The sequence below is a fragment of the Vibrio sp. QJM3NY_21 genome (genome assembly GCF_057785975.1).
The window spans coordinates 469,171-489,170 of sequence record NZ_CM173513.1 but is presented as its reverse complement, the minus strand read 5'-3'; the positions used below and the strand labels follow the sequence as shown (position 1 = coordinate 489,170).

At 45.7% G+C, this 20,000-nt stretch carries 19 protein-coding genes and 1 other RNA gene; 4 read left to right on the top strand and 16 right to left on the bottom strand.

Annotated elements, in window-relative coordinates; all coding sequences use genetic code 11:
• Positions 1 to 10 precede the first annotated feature (10 nt).
• The 11 genes from murG to rsmI form a co-directional block, all read right to left on the bottom strand.
• A complete protein-coding gene (gene murG / locus AC3CID_RS02215; RefSeq protein ID WP_488526896.1) occupies positions 11 to 1,072 on the bottom strand; it encodes an undecaprenyldiphospho-muramoylpentapeptide beta-N-acetylglucosaminyltransferase in 1,062 nt (353 codons plus the stop codon).
• Between the two features lie 12 nt (positions 1,073 to 1,084).
• Positions 1,085 to 2,281: a cell division protein FtsW gene (gene ftsW / locus AC3CID_RS02210; RefSeq protein ID WP_004735989.1), complete on the bottom strand. Its 1,197-nt coding sequence runs from the start codon at positions 2,279 to 2,281 to the stop codon at positions 1,085 to 1,087.
• A 22-nt stretch (positions 2,282 to 2,303) separates the two neighbouring features.
• Entirely contained in the window at positions 2,304 to 3,620 is a 1,317-nt protein-coding gene (gene murD, locus AC3CID_RS02205) for a UDP-N-acetylmuramoyl-L-alanine--D-glutamate ligase (RefSeq protein WP_488526895.1), read from the bottom strand.
• A gap of 57 nt (positions 3,621 to 3,677) precedes the next feature.
• A complete protein-coding gene (gene mraY, locus AC3CID_RS02200) occupies positions 3,678 to 4,760 on the bottom strand; it encodes a phospho-N-acetylmuramoyl-pentapeptide-transferase (RefSeq protein WP_054547819.1) in 1,083 nt (360 codons plus the stop codon).
• Positions 4,757 to 6,130: a UDP-N-acetylmuramoyl-tripeptide--D-alanyl-D-alanine ligase gene (locus AC3CID_RS02195; RefSeq protein ID WP_237291149.1), complete on the bottom strand. Its 1,374-nt coding sequence runs from the start codon at positions 6,128 to 6,130 to the stop codon at positions 4,757 to 4,759. Before AC3CID_RS02195 ends, mraY begins: the two co-directional genes overlap by 4 nt.
• Entirely contained in the window at positions 6,130 to 7,614 is a 1,485-nt protein-coding gene (gene murE / locus AC3CID_RS02190) for a UDP-N-acetylmuramoyl-L-alanyl-D-glutamate--2,6-diaminopimelate ligase (protein ID WP_237291150.1), read from the bottom strand. Before murE ends, AC3CID_RS02195 begins: the two co-directional genes overlap by 1 nt.
• 18 nt (positions 7,615 to 7,632) lie before the next feature.
• Positions 7,633 to 9,390, bottom strand: coding sequence for a penicillin-binding transpeptidase domain-containing protein (locus AC3CID_RS02185; protein ID WP_488526894.1), 1,758 nt, complete (start codon positions 9,388 to 9,390; stop codon positions 7,633 to 7,635).
• Complete coding sequence (gene ftsL / locus AC3CID_RS02180) at positions 9,387 to 9,704, bottom strand: cell division protein FtsL (RefSeq protein WP_004735995.1); 318 nt, start codon at positions 9,702 to 9,704, stop codon at positions 9,387 to 9,389. Before ftsL ends, AC3CID_RS02185 begins: the two co-directional genes overlap by 4 nt.
• Positions 9,705 to 9,707: 3 nt before the next feature.
• Complete coding sequence (rsmH, locus tag AC3CID_RS02175) at positions 9,708 to 10,658, bottom strand: 16S rRNA (cytosine(1402)-N(4))-methyltransferase RsmH (protein WP_054547822.1); 951 nt, start codon at positions 10,656 to 10,658, stop codon at positions 9,708 to 9,710.
• 228 nt (positions 10,659 to 10,886) lie between these two features.
• Positions 10,887 to 11,326: RNase P RNA component class A (gene rnpB / locus AC3CID_RS02170), an RNA gene on the bottom strand.
• 193 nt (positions 11,327 to 11,519) lie between these two features.
• Positions 11,520 to 12,386 (bottom strand): 16S rRNA (cytidine(1402)-2'-O)-methyltransferase, encoded by an 867-nt coding sequence (gene rsmI / locus AC3CID_RS02165; RefSeq protein ID WP_004735998.1) that lies wholly within the window; start codon positions 12,384 to 12,386, stop codon positions 11,520 to 11,522.
• Between the two features lie 61 nt (positions 12,387 to 12,447).
• Between rsmI and AC3CID_RS02160 the strand changes: the two genes are divergently transcribed.
• From AC3CID_RS02160 to AC3CID_RS02145, 4 genes are read left to right on the top strand one after another with little or no spacing between them, the layout of a single operon-like run.
• The gene (locus AC3CID_RS02160; protein ID WP_065207226.1) at positions 12,448 to 14,265 is read left to right on the top strand and encodes a penicillin-binding protein activator; all 1,818 of its coding nucleotides are present in this window, start codon (positions 12,448 to 12,450) and stop codon (positions 14,263 to 14,265) included.
• Entirely contained in the window at positions 14,252 to 14,650 is a 399-nt protein-coding gene (locus AC3CID_RS02155; RefSeq protein ID WP_065207225.1) for a YraN family protein, read from the top strand. Before AC3CID_RS02160 ends, AC3CID_RS02155 begins: the two co-directional genes overlap by 14 nt.
• Positions 14,651 to 14,652: 2 nt before the next feature.
• Positions 14,653 to 15,243 (top strand): phosphoheptose isomerase, encoded by a 591-nt coding sequence (locus AC3CID_RS02150; RefSeq protein ID WP_004729817.1) that lies wholly within the window; start codon positions 14,653 to 14,655, stop codon positions 15,241 to 15,243.
• Positions 15,244 to 15,259: 16 nt separating this feature from the next.
• On the top strand, positions 15,260 to 15,865 hold the full coding sequence (locus tag AC3CID_RS02145) for a BON domain-containing protein (RefSeq protein ID WP_004729818.1): 606 nt from the start codon (positions 15,260 to 15,262) through the stop codon (positions 15,863 to 15,865).
• 91 nt (positions 15,866 to 15,956) lie between these two features.
• On the opposite strand, the gene sspB is transcribed toward AC3CID_RS02145, so the two are convergent.
• The 5 genes from sspB to petA form a co-directional block, all read right to left on the bottom strand.
• Positions 15,957 to 16,436: a ClpXP protease specificity-enhancing factor gene (sspB, locus tag AC3CID_RS02140; RefSeq protein ID WP_004729819.1), complete on the bottom strand. Its 480-nt coding sequence runs from the start codon at positions 16,434 to 16,436 to the stop codon at positions 15,957 to 15,959.
• 21 nt (positions 16,437 to 16,457) lie between these two features.
• Positions 16,458 to 17,093 carry a stringent starvation protein SspA gene (sspA, locus tag AC3CID_RS02135; RefSeq protein ID WP_010434700.1) on the bottom strand — a complete coding sequence of 212 codons (636 nt, stop codon included), beginning with the start codon at positions 17,091 to 17,093 and terminating at the stop codon, positions 16,458 to 16,460.
• Between the two features lie 97 nt (positions 17,094 to 17,190).
• On the bottom strand, positions 17,191 to 17,928 hold the full coding sequence (locus AC3CID_RS02130; RefSeq protein WP_054547824.1) for a cytochrome c1: 738 nt from the start codon (positions 17,926 to 17,928) through the stop codon (positions 17,191 to 17,193).
• Complete coding sequence (locus tag AC3CID_RS02125; protein ID WP_004729830.1) at positions 17,925 to 19,190, bottom strand: cytochrome b; 1,266 nt, start codon at positions 19,188 to 19,190, stop codon at positions 17,925 to 17,927. The genes AC3CID_RS02130 and AC3CID_RS02125 overlap by 4 nt, the downstream gene beginning before the upstream one ends.
• Complete coding sequence (gene petA / locus AC3CID_RS02120) at positions 19,190 to 19,780, bottom strand: ubiquinol-cytochrome c reductase iron-sulfur subunit (RefSeq protein ID WP_017072804.1); 591 nt, start codon at positions 19,778 to 19,780, stop codon at positions 19,190 to 19,192. The genes AC3CID_RS02125 and petA overlap by 1 nt, the downstream gene beginning before the upstream one ends.
• Between the last annotated feature and the right edge of the window lie 220 nt (positions 19,781 to 20,000).

The following is a 20,000-nucleotide window of genomic DNA, read 5'->3' as shown; positions in this document are numbered from 1 at the left end:
TTCAATCTCATTATTTTGCTAAAGCTTTAATCGCTTCAGCGACGGTCACATCAGCATCAAGCTTGGCTGCTTGACGAGCTTTTGTTGCCATCATTTTTAATTCATTTCTATCAAGCTGAGCAATCGTGTTCGCTAGCTTATCAGCCGTTAGTTGAGGCTGTTCAATCATTAACGCTGCGCCACATTCAACTAGGTGATCGGCATTCAACGCTTGCTGTCTGTCTTTATGCATAAACGGAACGAAGATAGAGCCAACACCAGCGGCTGACACTTCAGATACGGTTAATGCACCTGAACGACAAACTAATAGATCTGCCCATTCATAAGCTTGCGCCACATCATCAATAAATTCAGTTACTTGAACATTATCTACAGAATGTGATTTGTATTGTTCAATCACTTGCTGTTGATTGTTTTTACCGGCTTGATGCACCACAGTAAAACCTTCACCAAGCTGGGCCATGGAAACAGGCAAGGTATCGTTCAGGATCTTAGCGCCCTGACTGCCACCCATAACTAGGATTCGAATATCGCCGTCACGCTCTGCCATGCGTTGCTCGGGTTCAGCTAAGGCAACAACATCTTCACGCACAGGGTTACCAACAACGTCAGCCGTTGGAAAAGCACCAGGGAAAGCTTGGAATACTTTTTTAGCAATTTTAGATAGCCATTGGTTGGTTAAACCTGCCACTGCATTTTGTTCATGCAAAACTACAGGAATACCGGATAACCATGCCGCGATACCACCGGGGCCACTCACGTAACCACCCATTCCAAGTACCACATCTGGTTGCCATGCTTTGATGTGCTGTCTTGCTTGAAGTATGGCATTAATAATCTGGAATGGCGCTTTAATTAGCTTGCTAATGCCTTGACCACGCAGGCCTTTCACCTTGATGAAGTCGATCTCAATACCATGTTTTGGCACCAGATCCGCTTCCATTCTGTCCGCTGTTCCTAACCAGCGAATTTCCCAACCTTGTTGCTGAAGCTTTTTAGCCACCGCTAAGCCAGGGAAAACGTGACCGCCAGTACCACCAGCCATCACTAAAAGTTTTTTGTTTTTTTTCATCACGTTAGATTCTTATTCTACTAATTCGTTTTGATTGTCGGCTTGTTCTTTTTGTTGTATTCGGCACTCATGATCGATACGTAGCAGCATCGAAACCGCCACCGACATCACAATCAAACTTGACCCGCCGTAACTGATCAATGGCAATGTCAGACCTTTGGTTGGAACGATACCTGAAGCGGCACCTACGTTAACAAGCGTCTGAAAAGCAAACCAAATACCAATACCAAAGGCAAGATAACCACTGAATAACTGGTCGTTCTCGAAGGCTTTTTTGCCAATTAAAATGGCTTTAAGCACCAAACTAAAAATAAGGATCAGCACTAAGGTCACGCCAACAAAACCCAACTCTTCAGCTAATACCGCAAACACAAAATCGGTATGTGCTTCTGGTAAATATTCTAACTTCTGAACCGAGTTTCCAAGGCCTTGCCCCATCCAATCACCACGACCAAATGCCATTAGCGATTGAGTTAACTGGTAGCCACTGCCAAACGGGTCATTCCACGGTTCCCAAAATGAGGTAACACGTCGAACACGATAAGGTTCTATAACAATCAAGCCAACGACCGCAGCAATACCCGCCACCATCAAGGCAATAAACTGTGAAAGTTTGGCTCCTGCGATAAATAACATTCCGAACAAGGTCACCAGCATTACAACTACTGTACCTAAATCGGGCTGGCCAAGTAGTAACACAGCAAAAGCACCGAATACCATGATCGGTTTACCAAAGCCACCGAAGAAGGTTTTTCTCACTTCGTCTTGTTTACGAACTAAATAACCCGCCATAAAGATAAACAGCGACAACTTAGCTACTTCAGCGGGTTGTAAGTTAAATAATCCAAGAGGGATCCAGCGCGATGCACCGTTAACCGACTTACCGACAGCCAATACCACGACCAGCAAAAAGAAGGATAAACCCAATAAGTACATACTGTATTGAAACCAACGTTTCATTGGAATTTGCAATATGACGCTGGATACGATTAACGCCAACACAAGGAAAATGGCATGGCGGAACATAAAGTGAAACGGCTGATCAGTTAAACGAGCACTGATTGGGAACGAAGCAGACGTTACCATTACCAATCCGGTCAGCATCAGTCCAAGAGCAATCCATACCAACTGACGATCGTAGAGCGCCTCTGGTGTGGCACGGTTTAGCCATTGCCAAATGGATTGATTAATCTCTTTCACTCTTTGCACTGAATGTTAGTCCTTCAACACGTTAGGCATACTCATGGGCAAGGTCAGTGAACGCATCACCTCTTGCCATGAAGTTATTAAATTGATCGAAGCTCGCACACGCTGGAGACAACATCACCATATCACCGGTAACTAACAGCTTCGAGACACTCTCGATAATGTCACGCATGGTATCAAACGTCTTAGCCGATGGATGCAATGGCATAAATTGCGCGGCATCTTCACCGAAGCAACACAGTTGAACACGCTCTAGCTGTGACAACACAGGTTCAAGCTCACTAAAATCAGCGCCCTTACCTACACCACCAACCAGAAGATACAAGGTGCCTTGATATTCTAAGCCCGACAGAGCCGCTAATGTACTGGCTACGTTGGTTGCTTTCGAGTCGTTAACCCACTTAATAGAACGCTTATCAGCCACCACTTGGCAACGATGCGTTAAACCGTTGTAGGCCTTCAGAGCTTCAAGGCTTTTGCTGTAATCAATACCGACTTGTTTAAGCAGTGCTAGCGAGACTAGCGCATTTGCCACATTGTGACGTCCAACCAATGTTAAATCTTGAGTAGGAAGTACTGGCTTGCTGTTATCCACCAGCCATTCAGTACCATCAATCGTCGCCACACCAAACTCTTGGTCGTCGAGTCCGAATGTCACTAATGGCATACTGTGGTCAGGATAAGTCTCTTTGTCTTCGCGGTTTACAATCGCGTACTGAGCGTTGTTAAAAATTCTTAATTTAGCATCGCGGTAATCGGCCATGCCTTGGTAGCGATCCATATGATCTTCTGACAAGTTCAAAAAGGCCGCCGCTGCAAGATTTAAACTGGATGTTGTCTCTAGCTGAAAGCTTGAAAGCTCAAGGACATATAAGTCAGCATCAAGCTCAAGAAGGTCTAAGGCAGGAATACCGATGTTGCCACCAACACCAACGTTAAGACCAGCAGCCTTAGCAAGTACACCCGTTAGATCGGTCACCGTGCTCTTGCCGTTGGAACCCGTGATAGCCACAACGGGTTTGTCTACCGCCCAGCCAAACAGTTCAATATCACCAACAACCGGAACACCCGCTTGAATAACATCTTGTATTTCAGGGGTCGCTAAGGCGATACCTGGGTTAGCAATCACCAAGTCAGCCTCAGCCAACCATTGGGTATTCCAACTTCCAGAATGCAGTTCTACCGATTCAGGTAAAGATTTCTTTCCTGGTGGTAGCTCTCGAGTATCAATCACCTTCACATGAGTATGAGGCTGATATTTTACGAGATGTTTAACGACAGAGAGCCCGGTAATACCGAGCCCCACAACCACTACATTTTGAATATTTTGCCAACGTTCCATTTAAACAAGATGCTCTTAATAGTTTTAAAGAGCCTCTAATCAGAGGCTCACATAAGATTAACGAACTTTCAGTGTCGCTAGGCCAACCAGTACTAATACCATTGAGATGATCCAAAAGCGCACGATTACGCGCGGCTCTGGCCAACCTTTCAGTTCATAGTGGTGGTGAATCGGAGCCATGCGGAAAATACGCTGACCACGCAATTTGTAAGAGCCCACCTGCAGAATAACTGACAAGGTCTCCATTACAAACACACCGCCCATGATAACCAGTACCAACTCTTGGCGAACTAACACCGCGATCACACCCAGTGCACCACCAAGCGCTAGTGAGCCAACATCGCCCATGAATACTTGCGCTGGGTAAGTGTTGAACCATAGGAAGCCAAGTCCGGCACCGACGATAGCAGTACATACAACCACAAGCTCAGAAGTGTATGGGATGTATGGAATGTGTAGATATGCTGCAAAGTTAACATTACCTGTTGCCCATGCAATTACAGCAAAACCAGCAGCAACCATCACCGTTGGCATAATGGCCAAACCATCTAGGCCGTCTGTTAGGTTTACCGCGTTACTGGTACCCACAATAACAAAATAAGTCAGTACGATGTACAATAAACCAAGCTGTGGCATCACATCTTTAAAGAAAGGAACCACTAATTGAGTTGCTGCAGTATCGTGCCCGTGAGCATACAGAGCAAATGCCACAACCAATGCAATCGCAGATTGCCAGAAGTACTTCCAGCGAGCAATCAAGCCATCGGTGTTTTTACGAACCACTTTACGGTAGTCATCAACAAAACCGACCGCGCCATAACCAGCAAGTACCACTAATACCGCCCAAACGTAAGGGTTAGAAAGATCAGACCACATTAATACTGTAATAATAATGGCAGCTAGGATCATCACGCCACCCATGGTTGGTGTACCACGTTTGCTAAAGTGAGATTCAGGGCCGTCATTACGAACAACTTGGCCAATTTGTAGCATTTGCAGACGCTCAATTAAACGAGGTCCCATCCACAGCGACAGACATAGCGCCGTCAAAATACTCGCGATTGCACGAAACGATAGGTATTCGAACAAACGGAAAAAAGAAAGGTGTGGCTGTAGTAGCTCTGCAAGCCAAATTATCATGAAAAATTCTCCTTTAAAGCAGCGGCTATTTTACTCATTCCTGCACTATTCGCGCCTTTTACCAACAAGGTATGTGACGCGTTTTCTGGCAAGCGTAAGTGCTGCTCTATGTGCGCGATCATCGCTTGATGCGTTGCAAAGTGGGTACCGTTACAGACCTCACTAATCACCTTGGTATCATCACCGTAAGTGAGTACATGCTCAAAAGCGAATGGGGCAGCATATTCACCGACTTGACGGTGAAGTGCAAGACTTTCGTCGCCTAATTCAGCCATATTACCTAAAATAAACCAACGTTGACCTTTGAAGCTCGACAGCAGTTTGGCTGCCGCCTTCATCGCGGGTACGCTGGCATTATAACTGTCATCTATCAGCTTGATATTCTGACTTAATTGTTGAACCTCAACTCGCCCTTTAACCGAGATAAGATTCGCTAAACCACTTTTTATTTCATCAAGCGTTGCACCAAATTGAATGCTCAACGCTGCAGCTGCCAACGCGTTCGCCACGTTATGCTGACCAATAATACCAAGTTCAACAGCCGTAGCACCTTGTGGTGTTTGCATATCAAAGCAAGCTTCGCCTTGGTCGTTGATTTCGATATTTTCAGCAAAATAATCGGCTTCACGACTACCTTCAGAAAATGTCAGCACCGCTTTATCCGCAAGTACTTCATTCCAAAAATCACCACCGTTGCTCTCTAAATTAACAATAGCAGTATCACCAGCAGCAAGCCCCTGAAAAATTTCACCTTTCGCTTGCTTCACACCATCAATCGAACCAAAGCCTTCTAAATGAGCCGCGGCTACATTATTAACTAAGGCAACTTGTGGCTTCACTAGCTGAGTGGTGTAGGCAATTTCACCAATATGGTTAGCGCCTAATTCGATCACTGCATAGTCATCATTGGGTTCACTGCGTAACAAGGTCAAAGGCACACCAATATCATTATTGAAGTTACCCGCCGTAAACAGCACCTTGCCACGCTGCTGTAAAATGCTCGCCACCATCTCTTTAACGGTCGTTTTGCCACAGCTGCCTGTAATCGCCATCGTTGGCACGTCACATTGTTTGTGAATCCAAGCACTTAGTTCACCTAAAGCAAGTTTAGTGTCTTCGACAACAACTTGAGTAATATTTAGGTCAAGTTTTCGTTCGACTAACAACGCGCTCGCGTTTGCCTCAACGGCTTGATGGCAAAAGTCATGCGCGTCGAAACGCTCTCCAACGATAGCGACAAACAAGGCGCCTTCTTCAACGGTACGAGTATCCGTTGAAACTGCATTGATTACGTTATTGTTCGAGTTGCCCGCTTTGATCAGCTCACCACTGACCACGGAGCAGATTTGCTCAAGTGATACATCAATCATTATGAAATACCTAAAAGTTGAAGCGCAGACTCTCGGTCTGAGTAATGTACCGTTTTATCTTTCAATACTTGGTAATCCTCATGGCCTTTACCAGCCAGAAGAATAATGTCATCGCTGCCTGCCTGCTCAAGCGCAAACTTAACCGCTTGGTAGCGATCGTGTTCGACAAACGCAGCTTCAGGTTTGCTTAAGCCAGCTAGCATGTCTTTGACAATCAGTGTCGGTTCTTCGCTACGAGGGTTATCATCTGAAATAATGATTTTATCGGCGAACTGCTCTGCGGTCGCAGCCATCATTGGGCGCTTACCAGTGTCTCGATCTCCACCACAACCAAAGATTGCCCACAGTTTTCCTGAGCAATGCACGCGCAGTGCTGCCAATGCTTTCTCTAGCGCATCGGGCGTATGAGCATAATCGACAACTACTTTTGCTTTGTTGGGAACTTGGAAAAGCTCCATTCGGCCAATCACAGGTTGAAGCTGAGGCGCAGTGTCGACCAAGGTTTGCTTTTCGATACCCAAAGAAAGCAAAGTAGCAAAAGCAACCAGTACGTTTGATGCGTTGAACTGACCAATCAGTGGAGCAGAAAGCTTCCCTTGTCCCCAACTACCATCGAAAGAGAGCTTAATACCGGTTTCTGCATAACCGACATCAGATGCCCACACCGACTGTTGATAGCCCGTTAGCGGTAACAGTGAGACTGCAATAGCATTGGATAAGTCCGGCATCCAAGCTTTACCCACTTCGTCATCCACATTGATCACTGCGTGCTTGCATTTATGTTGAGTAAACAGGCTCTTCTTAGCCAATGCGTACTCTTCCATCGTGCCATGGTAATCAAGATGATCACGACTCAAGTTAGTAAATACACCTACCTCAAAGTCCAAAGCCTTTACTCGACCTTGCACCAAACCGTGAGAAGATATTTCCATTGCCGTGTAGACAGCTTTTTCTGCAGCTAACTCACTCAGTGTGCGCTGTATTTCAATCGCACTGCCTGTGGTATTCGCTGCGGTTTTTAGATTATCTAAGAAACCATTACCTGTCGTACCCATTACCGCTGAGCGTTGACCGACGAGATCAAGCCATTGAGCAATCAGTTGGGTGATGGTGGTTTTGCCATTGGTGCCGGTAACACCAATCAACTTAGTCGCTTGACACGAGTAAACACGACCAGCTAACTCAGATAGCACCAAGTTAAGGTTGTTAATGTAAATAACAGGGACAGTATCCAACCATTCAATCAGACCATGAGGCTTTTCAGCATCGGCCTGTGCAATAACAGCATGAGTTCCCAGTGCGACCGCTTTGTCGATAAAACGACGGCCATCAACAGCATGTCCGACTACGGCAACAAAAATATCACCTTCCTTGATGGCTCGGCTATCTAGCTCCAATTGCTCAACAGCAATCGATTCCAGTTCAGGTGAACCAAAGTCTCCCCAAGGAGAAAGTAAAGATGACAGCGTGAGGCTATTACTCATATTGAATCCTGATTAACTCTATTCTTGAAACTTATTTTCATCAGCAGGGACGTTCATTATTTGCAGTGCGCCCTTCATGATTTCAGAAAAGACGGGGGCTGCGACTGAACCACCATAGTAAAGGTCGCCTTGAGGTTCATTGACCACAACAACCAATGCCACTCTTGGATCACTAACTGGAGCAAAGCCTGCGGTAACCGCGATGTATTCATCACTGTAGCCGCCCGCTTCAGCCTTACGTGATGTACCCGTTTTGGCTGCAACGCGGTAACCCGGAACGGCAGCTCTTGTCGCCGTACCGCCTTTTTGAGTCACCCCTTCTAGCATATTCAAAACCAGTTCAGCGTTCTCGCGCTTGATGATTTGCTTAGAAAAATCTTGGTCGTTACTCTTAATAATATGAATCGGCTCATACAAACCTTTGTTAGCTAACGTCGCATAGGCATGTGCCAACTGCATCGGCGTAACAGACAAGCCATAACCGAACGCTAAGGTCGCAATTTCAAACTTTGACCAACGACGGCGATTCGGGAAAATACCGCTCGTTTCACCAACCAAATTCAGCCCAGACATCTCGCCTAGACCAACTGAACTGTACATACCAAGCAAAGCTTCAAGTGGCATGTTAAGCGCCAATTTAGCAACACCGATGTTACTCGACTTCTTGAGGATCAGCGCTAAGTCAGCCTTACCAACTTTAGAAGAATCTCGTACGCGACTACCACCGATCTGCATAATGCCATTGCCAGTATCAATCACGATATCTGGGTCTGCAGTGCCGTTCTCTAGCGCCGCCAAAACCACAAAAGGTTTCACGGTCGAGCCAGGTTCCATGGCATCGGTGAGCACGCGGTTACGCATTTTGAAGCTTTGTAAATCAGCGCGGTTGTTCGGATTATAAGAAGGGGCATTAACCATGGCTAACACGGCACCCGTTTTTACATCGAGTAATACCGCAGAGCCTGAAGTCGCCTTGTGATCGGCCACGGCCTGCTTAATCGCTCGATAAGCAATGGCTTGTAATCGTTGATCGATCGTTAATTCGAGTGGTTTGCCTTCTTCACGCTCTTCTAAAGCAATGTTTTCAACAACGCGTCCATAGCGATCTTTACGAATCGTCCGCTTACCCGCTTCACCCGTGAGCCATTTGTCATAGCTGCGTTCAACGCCTTCTAAACCGTGCCCGTCAATTCCGGTAACACCGATAAGGTGTGCACTGACTTCGCCTGCGGGGTAGTAACGTCGAGATTCCGCTTTCAGGCCAACACCCACCAGCTTTAGTTCACGAATATACTTAGCCATCGCTGGGCTAACTTGTCTTTGTAGGTAAACAAATCGGCGGGATTTGTTGCTAGAGATCTTGTCGATCATCGATTGTCGTTCTAAGCCAAGTACATCAGCTAACGCATACCAACGATTAAATTGGGCCATGCCATTTTTATCGAAAATCGTTTTCGGGTCGGCCCATACCGCCTCAACTGGAACACTCACAGCAAGCGGTTCGCCATTGCGGTCTGAGATAATGCCGCGGGCGGAAGGAATAGCCTTAACACGTACCGAGCGAAGATCGCCCTGACGGATTAAGTTATCTGGTTCAATAATTTGGATGTAAGCCACACGACCAACGAGTGCAGCAAAGGCAAGAAACACGAAAGCAATAACGACGTTGAAACGCCATTTAATAAGAATTGGATCCGAATCCTTTTCGCTCTTCACTCGCTCTTTCGTTGATTTCTTAACGGGTTTAGCGGGTGCTTTTTCCTTTTTACCGGTCATTTCAGTGTGATCACAACTTCTTTGTCAGAGTCTGGACGTTTCATGTCTAGCTCTCGTTTTGCCGATGCTTGAACGCGGCTATGTTCAGCCAAAGCCGTCTCTTCAAGCATTAAATTTCGCCACTCATCATCAAGCTGTTCTCGTTCCACTAATGCCATGTCTTTTTTCGTGATCGCCTGACGTGAATTATGTGTCGTAAGAACGACCCCCATCGCACTCGCAAAGATACAGATAAGAAGTACCAATGGAACCTTGCCCACGGAGATCAAATCAAAAAATATTATCTTGGCTAAGTTAGGCTTGGAGGTCTTCATTGACTATAGCTTTTCTGCGATTCGTAGTACTGAGCTACGCGAACGAGTATTCTCATCCACTTCATCTTTAGAAGGCTTGATCGCTTTACCAATTGGTTTTAGATCGGCACTGCCTAAAGCTTTAATTTGATCTTCTGTTAGCGGTAAACCGTGAGGAACTTGTGGCCCTTGGCTCTCTTTACGGATGAAGCGCTTAACCATACGGTCTTCAAGAGAGTGAAAGCTGATAACAGAGATACGACCTTGAGGAGCAAGAATGCTTGCTGCACCTTTCAGTGCGGTATCGATCTCTTCAAGTTCGCTATTGATGTAGATACGGAATGCTTGGAAAGCACGTGTCGCTGGGTGCTTTTTCTCTTTGAAGCTCTTTGGAGCGACGTCAGAGATAAGCTTAGCCAGTTGACCAGTACGCGTTAGCGGTTCGTTCTCTTCATTCTCTTGATAAGCGATGATGCCTTTCGCGATACGACGAGCGTGTTTGTCTTCACCGAACTCACGAATAACCCATGTAATGTCATCAAGATCCGCATCAACTAGCCACTGAGAAACCGGAATACCCGTTGTTGGATCCATACGCATGTCTAGCGGGCCATCTTTCATGAAGCTAAAACCACGTTCAGCATCATCTAGCTGTGGTGAAGAAACACCTAAATCCAGTAAAACACCATCCACTTGACCGACTAAGTCATAACGCTCTGCATATTCAGCCATACCTGAGAATGGGCCGTGAATAATCGTAAAACGAGGGTCATCAATCTTCTGAGCTTCTGCAATCGCTTGTGGATCGCGGTCGATACTAAAGAGTCGTCCATTCTCGCCCAGTTTAGACAGGATTGTACGGCTATGACCACCTCGGCCAAAAGTACCATCGATGTAGGTACCGTCAGGTTTGATCGCAAGTCCGTCAATAGATTCGTTAAGCAATACTGAAATATGTTTGAATGCTTCTGTCATAGTCTTCTCAGTGAGTGGATTGAGCCATTAGTTCGGCAATAATTTGTTCTATTAACGTTTTAGTGTACTGATTTCACGCCGTATCTCCACCATATTGTGTATAGGCTTTGGGAATTTTTGACCCAAGCTCATATCAGGGTGAAGGATTCTAAGGAAATCTAAATAATTTACGTCAATATAAAGCAAAAAACCCATCACTACCGTTAAGTAATGATGGGTTCTTTATATAGGTGGAGTTGACACATACGCCGGGTTCTGTTCCGCTTGCGCGGCGGTAACCATTCGTCTAGGCCTGCAATCGCTCACAGGCTCAAGCAATCTACCCGCCCCCATACGCGAGCAGCGCAATGCGAGGGCCTATTTGATCTTGCTCCGGGTGGAGTTTACCTTGCTACGAACTGTTGCCAGCCGCACGGTGCGCTCTTACCGCACCCTTTCAGCCTTACCTGTGCCTCTTCCGAAGAAATGAGGCCATCGGCGGTCTTCTCTCTGCTGCACTTGTCGTGGGCTCGCGCCCCCCAGACGTTATCTGGCACCCTGCTCTATGGAGCCCGGACGTTCCTCCCCTCTACCAGTCTCCCGAAGGACTTCAACGTCAGTTTCCCGAAGGACCTCAACGTCAGTCTCCCGAAGGACATCAGCAAAGCAGCGATTACCCGTTCAACTCCGAGGGCGGATTGTATAGAGATTAGTGAGCAGTGTCTAGCGAGATCACAAATATGCTGCAAACCTCTAATCGAACGCATAATTTTTACACAATCTAGACAAAAAAAGAGGAATAACGGTAATACCATCATTCCTCAGAAGCTTTTTTAATAAAGGTTATCTACTCTATAAAGAGGTATATCAACAAAGAGGTATCTAGTTGTCTAGATGCTCTAAGCCCCATTTGTATAAAGCGTTCTTTTTCAGATTGTAGATTTCTGCTGTCATCGCCGCCGCTTTTTTAAGGGGTAACTCTTTGGTTAGAATACCAAGGGTGCGAGTTGCTTCGTCTGGCAGATCGGTGCTCGCTTCTTCACGGTGACCATGGATCAGCAACACCATCTCACCACGTTTGCGGTTCGAGTCTTCTTCTATCCACTCAATCAACTCACCTAATGGTAAACCTTGAATGGTTTCAAATGTCTTGGTTAGCTCACGAGCCAACACGACCTCACGGTCTGGTCCTAAGATCTCTAGCATGTCCTGCAGAGAATCCGTAATACGGTGCGGTGATTCGTAGAAAATACATGTGCGCTCTGCTTTTGCAATCTCTAAGAACTTATCTTTGCGCCCCTTACTCTTTGGTGGCAAGAAGCCTTCAAAGCTGAAACGATCCGACGGTAAACCTGACGCACTTAGTGCGGTAATCACAGCACAAGCACCAGGAAGTGGCACAACTCTCACACCCGCTTGACGACATTGTGAAACAAGATGGTAACCTGGATCACTGATTAAAGGAGTACCCGCATCAGAGACTAATGCGATAGACTGACCTTCTAATAACCTTTCGACTAGAACTTGTGCTTTAGTTTGTTCATTATGATCATGTAAAGCGAACGTTCTGGTTGATATATTGAAGTGAGCAAGCAGCTTACCCGTGTGGCGTGTGTCTTCGGCTGCAATAACATCGACACTTGATAAAATTTCAATTGCTCTTTGAGTGATATCTCCCAAATTTCCGATTGGGGTTGGCACAATGTAGAGAGTTGGGCTCTCTGTGAGCAAGGTTTTGTTATCTGTCATTTGTTTACCATCACTTCAACGATTAATATAGATACAAATTTATACGGAATTTAAAGAACTCATGGCAACGATGAACCATAAGAGACTCAGTGTACCACGCTTACTAACTCCAATTGCATTAGCAATTACATTGGCGGCTTGTTCTTCAGGTCCTCAAGCACCAACGCGTGTTGATATTACACTAGATCCAGCACAATCAACTGAAAGTTACATGATGCAGGCGGATAGTAGCAAAGGAAGTCTACAAAACGACTGGTTAATCATGGCACTTAAGGCTTCTGTGCAAGCTGGAAAAACCGATCAAGCGACTCTGCTTATCAAGCGCTTAGCCAAACAAGAGCTGAGTGAAATTCAACAAGCAGAATGGCAATTAGCTCGCGCTCAACTGCTGGTGAATAACTCGCAACCACAGCAAGCGTACAGCCAGCTGAACTTTCAGCCTTGGTGGAAGCTTCCGAACGAGCAGTGGAAAGATTATCACGAGCTACGCGCTAACATTTCTGAAATGCAAAACGAGTATTTCGAAGCAAGCCGTGAGTTAGTCCTTTATTCAGAATACGTAGACGCTGATGACGAAAGCCAACAGATAACTGCCGACCGTATTTGGCAGAACCTGAATAGCTACTCTCAATATGAGATTCTAGAACTTAAGACTTCTCCGACAGAAGACGTTCTAGCAGGTTGGTTACAACTGGCTATTTATATGAAGACGCTGAACTCTAACCTTCCAGACCTACAGAAAACCCTGTCTGATTGGCTGGCTGAGAACCCTCGTCATCCTGCAGCAACCTACACACCTCAGGCGATCACTGACATATTGGCGCTAGAGATCAGCAAACCAACCAGCACTGCGCTATTACTGCCGCTCACGGGTAAGTACGGCAAGCAAGCACAGCTTGTGCGTGATGGTTTCATCTTTGCGATGATGAATGACAAAGAGCGCGAAGAAAACGCAACGCTAACGGTTATGGACACCAACGTACAAAGTGCTGCTGAAATTAAAGCGACACTGGAAGAGAACAAGGTAGATTTCATCGTTGGCCCGCTGATTAAGAGCAATATTACCAAGCTTCAGCAAGCGCAGAAAAACCACGAAAATTCGATTCCAGCTTTAGCTCTAAATATTCCGACGCAGCTAGAACCTGATACCAATATTTGCTATCTCGCTCTATCGCCAGAGCAAGAAGTCGCTCAGGCAGCGAAACACCTTTTTGCTCAAGGCTACAAGTACCCGCTTATTCTTGCGCCAAAAGGGCGTTTAGGTGACCGCGTTAAGCAAGCGTTTGAGAAAGAGTGGAAAAAATACAGCAACAACGAAGTCGCGATTACCTTATTCTCTGACAAGCGCCAACTTCAGCGCAATGTGAATCAGGTATTCGGCTTACAAGAGAGCCAACAACGTATCGCTCAAATGGACGGGCTACTTAACCTAGACCTAGAAACTGAACCGCGCAGCCGTCGTGATATCGACTCTGTTTACATTGTGGCGAAGAACTCAGAGCTTACGTTGATTAAGCCTTTCATTGAAGTCGCGATTAATCCAGATGCTGACCAACCAGCCTTGTTCTCAAACTCACGCAGCAACAGCGGTGACAAGCAGTACGAAGATCTAACGGGTGTGTTCTACAGTGACATCCCACTATTGGTTGAGAGCAAGAACGAACTTAACAAAGAGCTAAACGACCTATGGCCTGCACATTCAAACGGCCAAAAACGTCTGCAAGCACTGGGGATGGATGCCTACTACCTTATGGATGCATTGCCACAGATGAAAGCCGTACAGGGTTACAGCATTCCAGGTGAAACCGGCGTGTTAACCATCGACAACAACTGTGTTGTTCAACGTGAAATCAGCTGGGCAGAGCATGGGGCTTTTTAGCCGAAAGTTCCTGTCCAAACCAACAATCACCCACAAACAAGTGGGTGATAAATACGAGACCGTGGCTAAAAATTTTTTAGTTGGCCACGGATTATCGTTAATTCAAGAAAACTTCATAGCTAAATGTGGCGAGATTGATCTTATAATGCGCCATAACAACACGGTTGTGTTTGCTGAGGTAAAATACCGCAAGCAAACCCGCTACGGACATGCCGCCGAAATGGTGACAGCAAAGAAGTCACAGAAGCTGCTCAAAACAGCCAATGTTTGGCTTATGCAGCAAGGCTTGTCGGTGCACTCTACAGATTTCAGGTTTGATATCGTTGCCATAGAAGGGCCGAATGACAATATCGACTGGATTCAAAACGCGATTACCCAAGGATAAACATGCTAGACAGCATTAAAGAAAGTTTTACAGAAAGTATTCAGATCCAAATTGCGGCTGCAGAAGCACTGCCAGACGCAATCACGCATGCCGCTCAAGCAATGGTTGCGACCTTGCTTAACGGAAACAAAATTCTTTGTTGTGGTAATGGTGGTTCGGCGTCGAATGCTCAGCAATTTGTATCGTGCCTACTTAATCGCTTTGAAACAGAGCGCCCTAGCCTCCCAGCAATGGCTCTCACAGCAGACAACACCACGCTAACGGCAGTAGCCAACGACTATCACTACGAAGAGATCTTCTCTAAGCAGGTACGTGCGTTTGGTCAAACTGGCGATATTTTACTGGCTATCTCTACTAGCGGTAACAGCAAAAACATCATCAAAGCGATGGAAGCAGCGGTAACACGTGACATGACGATCATCGCCTTTACGGGTAAAGATGGTGGTGAGATGGCAGGCTTACTTGGCGAACACGATGTAGAAATTCGTATCCCTTCACACCGTACAGCACGCATTCATGAAGTACACATGGTGACACTGCATTGCCTATGTGACCTAATCGATCAAGTACTCTTCCCTGCTCACGAAGAGTGATATACGGAGCATCACAATGAAATCATTAACCTCTATGAGGCTGTTTAAGCTGATTAGTGTTTCGCTACTTACACTGTCCCTGTCTGGTTGTGCTGGCATTTTCATTGCTGGTGCTGCAACCACAGCGAACTTAGTCACTGACACACGAACCACCAAACAAATCTGGAACGATAACAATATCGAATTTGAAGTCGCAGCCATCACCAACAAGCAGCCATATCGTGGCAACGTTCGTATCACAGCGAGCTCTTACCGAGGTTCGGTTGTATTGATGGGGCAAGCAACCACTGACTCAGAGCGTCGCGCGTTTGAAAACCAAGCCAAAGAAGTGGCAGGTGTAGAAAGCATCCATAATCAGGTGCGAGTAAAAGAGCCATTGACCATCAGTGCCATTAGTAATGACAGCTGGATTACTACCAAGGTGAAGTCAGCCCTTCTAGCAAACGCTGATCTCAACGGTATCAAGGTTAAGGTCATCACTGAAGATTCAGAGGTGTTTTTACTTGGGTTAGTCTCTCGAGAGCATGCTGATATCGCGACAGAAGTTGCGCGTAATGTTTCAGGCGTAAAGCAGGTGATTCGAGCGTTTGAATATGGCGAAGAAGAGACGGCCGTTAACTAGCCTTAAGCCAACCAATTAAATGCTATTTAGCAGAAAAGAAAAAGCAGCGACGAGTCGCTGCTTTTTTATTTGAGTCGTTATTTAGCTAACGTTATTTGATAACACGAAGGCTTGGGCGACCTTTTGCTGGACGAGGAGGCTCAGGATCTGAGTCAGGCTCTTCAGCATCTACGTCTGCCGTTGCTACGCTCAAAGATGGGCCTTTCTCTTGTTCTTCAAAAGGACTTTCTTCAATCCCTTCTTCAAAAGATTCCATGTAAGCCTCTTCAGGTTCAAACATGGTACCAGCACCATTCTCACGAGCATAAATCGCTTGTACTGCGTAAAGCGGCACGATCACAGAGTGTGGACGACCACTAAAGCGAGCACTAAACGTCACAGCTTCGTTACCCAGTTCAAGTTGTCCAACCGCACGAGGCGCGATGTTCAGAATGATCTGACCATCTTGAACAAACTCTTCTGGAACTCTTACACCCGGTAATGTTGCTTCAACAACAAGGTGTGGAGTTAATTCGTTATCAACCAGCCATTCATAAAATGCACGAAGCATATATGGTCGGCGTGGAGTCATATTTGAAATATCCATAAACGCTTAGCGAACGAGTCGCATCTCACGCTCAGCTTCAGTTAGAGAAGCTAGGAATGAATCACGTTCGAATACGCGGTTCATGTAAATCTTAAGCTCTTTAGAACCAGGGCCAATTAATTCGATACCAAGCTCAGGTAAACGCCATAGTAGCGGAGCTAGGTAACAATCAATTAGGCTAAATTCTTCGCTCATGAAGTATTCATACTCAGCGAAGATAGGAGCAAGAGTCAGTAGGTCGTTGCGCAGTTTAACGCGAGCTGCTTCAGACTCTTCAGCGTTGCCTTTAACGATCTTCTCTGCAACTGAATACCAGTTACGCTCAATGCGGTACATCATTAGACGACTATTACCACGAGCAACCGGGTATACAGGCATCAACGGTGGATGAGGGAAACGCTCATCTAAGTACTCCATAATGATCTTTGAGTCATATAAAGCAAGCTCACGATCAATAAGAGTAGGTACTGATTTGTACGGGTTCAGTTCAACAAGCTCTGCTGGTAGATTTTTTTCATCAACCAACTCAACTTCAACACTTACGCCTTTTTCAGCAAGAACAATGCGCACCTGATGGCTATACATATCAGAAGCACTTGAGAAAAGAGTCATTACAGAACGTTTATTGGCAGCTACAGCCATGGAGCCCTCCAGTACACTTTAAATAAAAACAATGGAGGCCTAAAGCCTCCATTGAACATTAACATAATTTGGGAATTAGCACGGTATTATAGCATAATTAGTGCACATCACGCCAATACTCTTTCTTCAGCAAAATCACGATGATAGTGAAGATTACTAAGAAGGCCATTACCCACCAACCCATTGCATGACGCTCAAGTTGAACTGGGTCGCCCGAGTAAACCAAAAAGTTAACAAGGTCACGAACTGCTTCGTCGTATTCACCAGCACTTAATTCACCAGAACCGTCAGTTTCAGTGCCAACAACAGTAGTCACTTCCTCGCCATCTACCATATGAGTATCGTAGATTGGTGTTGGAATACCTTGCAGCTCTTCAAGAACGTGCGGCATACCAACACTTGGGAAAACAATGTTGTTCACGCCAAACGGACGAGATGGGTCTTCATAGAAGGTACGAAGGTACGTGTATAGCCAATCTGCGCCACGAACACGAGCAACCAAAGTTAGATCTGGAGGCGGAGCACCAAACCAACTTGCCGCTTGATCAGAGGGCATAGCATTAACCATCAAGCTACCGATTTTCGCTTCAGGGTCGAAAATCAGGTTTTCCTTCATTAGATCTACAGGGATCTCTAAATCATTCGCAACACGTTCATAACGCTGGTACTGCGTTGAGTGACAAGCAAAACAGTAGTTCATAAACATCTTAGCGCCATTTTGCAATGAGGCTTTATCTGTTAAATCATTGTTTGCTTTATCTAATGGTACGCTTGCACCCGCTGCCATCGCCAGTGACGGCAACATAGCAAATAAAATTACAATCCACTTTTTCATTTGAATGTCACCCTTTCTGGTAATGGTTTCGTCGCTTCATTTTTACTGTAGAACCACAGTAGAACGAAGAACATGAAATAACCTAAGCTAAAGATCTGAGCCAGTAGCGTATACGTTGGCGTTGCTGGAAGCGCACCAAGTACACCAAGCGCAATAAAGCTTATTGTGAATTGGATGATGTTAATCAAATGCAGTTTGCTACGGTAACGGTAAGAGCGCACTTTACAACGGTCGAACCATGGCAGTAGGAATAGCACAACAATAGATGCACCCATTGCAACTACACCTATCAGCTTATCAGGAACAGCACGAAGTACAGCGTAGAACGGCGTGAAGTACCAAACTGGAGCAATATGCTCAGGTGTTTTCAGTGGGTTAGCAGCTTCGAAGTTAGGCGGCTCAAGGAAGTACCCACCCATCTCTGGGTTAAAGAACAGCACGTAACAGAACAAGAATAGGAAACCAGCAACACCGACCATATCTTTCACCGTCCCGTATGGGTGGAAAGGAACAGAGTCAATGATGTCGTATTTCTTAGTGTAATCCTTGTGAAATGGGAACTGAGTTTTGTAGTCGTCACCCATTGTGCCTTTAGGAAGCTTAGTCTCGATACCATCTGGGTTGTTCGAACCCACTTCGTGCAGTGCTAGTACGTGAAGTACGATAAGCAGCAGAAGTACGATTGGTAGAGCGATAACGTGCAGTGCGAAGAAACGGTTCAGCGTTGCACCAGAGATGATGTAATCACCACGGATCCAAAGCGTTAGGTCATCACCAATAACCGGAATCGCCCCAAACAGAGAAATGATTACCTGAGCACCCCAATAAGACATTTGCCCCCATGGTAGTAAGTAACCCATGAAAGCCTCAGCCATAAGCACTAAGAAGATCAACATACCGAAGAGCCAAAGTAGCTCACGAGGCTTTTGGTAAGAACCGTAGATTAGACCACGGAACATATGCAGGTAGATAACCACGAAGAATGCCGAAGCACCTGTCGAGTGCATGTAACGCAGTAACCAGCCGTATTCCACATCACGCATGATGTATTCAACAGATGCAAATGCGCCATCACCAGACGGAACGTAGTTCATTGTTAGCCAAATACCTGTAAGGATTTGGTTAACCAGTACCAACATTGCCAAAGAACCGAAAAGGTACCAAAAGTTAAAGTTCTTAGGCATTGGGTATTCAGATAAATGCTTTTTATAAGCATTCATTGCGGGTAGACGTTTTTCTACCCAATCAAGCAATCCTTGCATTATGCGTCTCCCTCGTCCACACCGATCATGATCTTAGTGTCACTCAAATACATATGCTTTGGCACTACAAGGTTCAATGGGGCTGGTACGCCTTGGAATACTCGACCTGCCATATCAAACTTTGAACCATGACAAGGACAGAAGAAACCAGACTTAACGCCCTGAACTTGTTCTGCAAAAGAATCTGGCAGGTAAGTTGGAGAACAACCTAAGTGCGTACAGAAACCAACAGCAATGAAGAACTCCGGCTTAATAGAACGAAACTCGTTCTGTGCGTAGTCTGGTTGTTGTTCAGTTTCAGATTGAGGGTCACGAAGTTGACCACCGATCGCTTTTAGGTTCTCTAGTACCGACTCAGCACGGCGTACAACCCATACAGGTTTACCTTGCCACTCGACACGAACCATTTGTCCCGGTTCTAACTTACTGACTTCCACTTCCACCGGCGCGCCCGCAGCTTTCGCTTTGGCACTCGGGTTCCATGATTTAATAAAAGGCACGGCTACAGCAGCTGCTCCCAAACCACCAACAACGGCTGTTGTTGCGGTTAAGAAACGCCTGCGACCGTTATTTAAAGGCGCGTTGCTCATCCAAACATTCTCCCATTTGCTCCTTATGGATTGAAATAATTCCGATTAAAGAGCATGGCTAACAAAATATGTATTTAGTTCTATTTATTGACGGCAAATGATAAATAAAACCCTACTTTTTGACAAGATAAAGCTACCTTTTTGTAACAATCATGAGGCAAAGCGCACATTGGGTTACAAAAGCTTTCAAAATATAAGAATTTAGGAATAAAACGAGGAG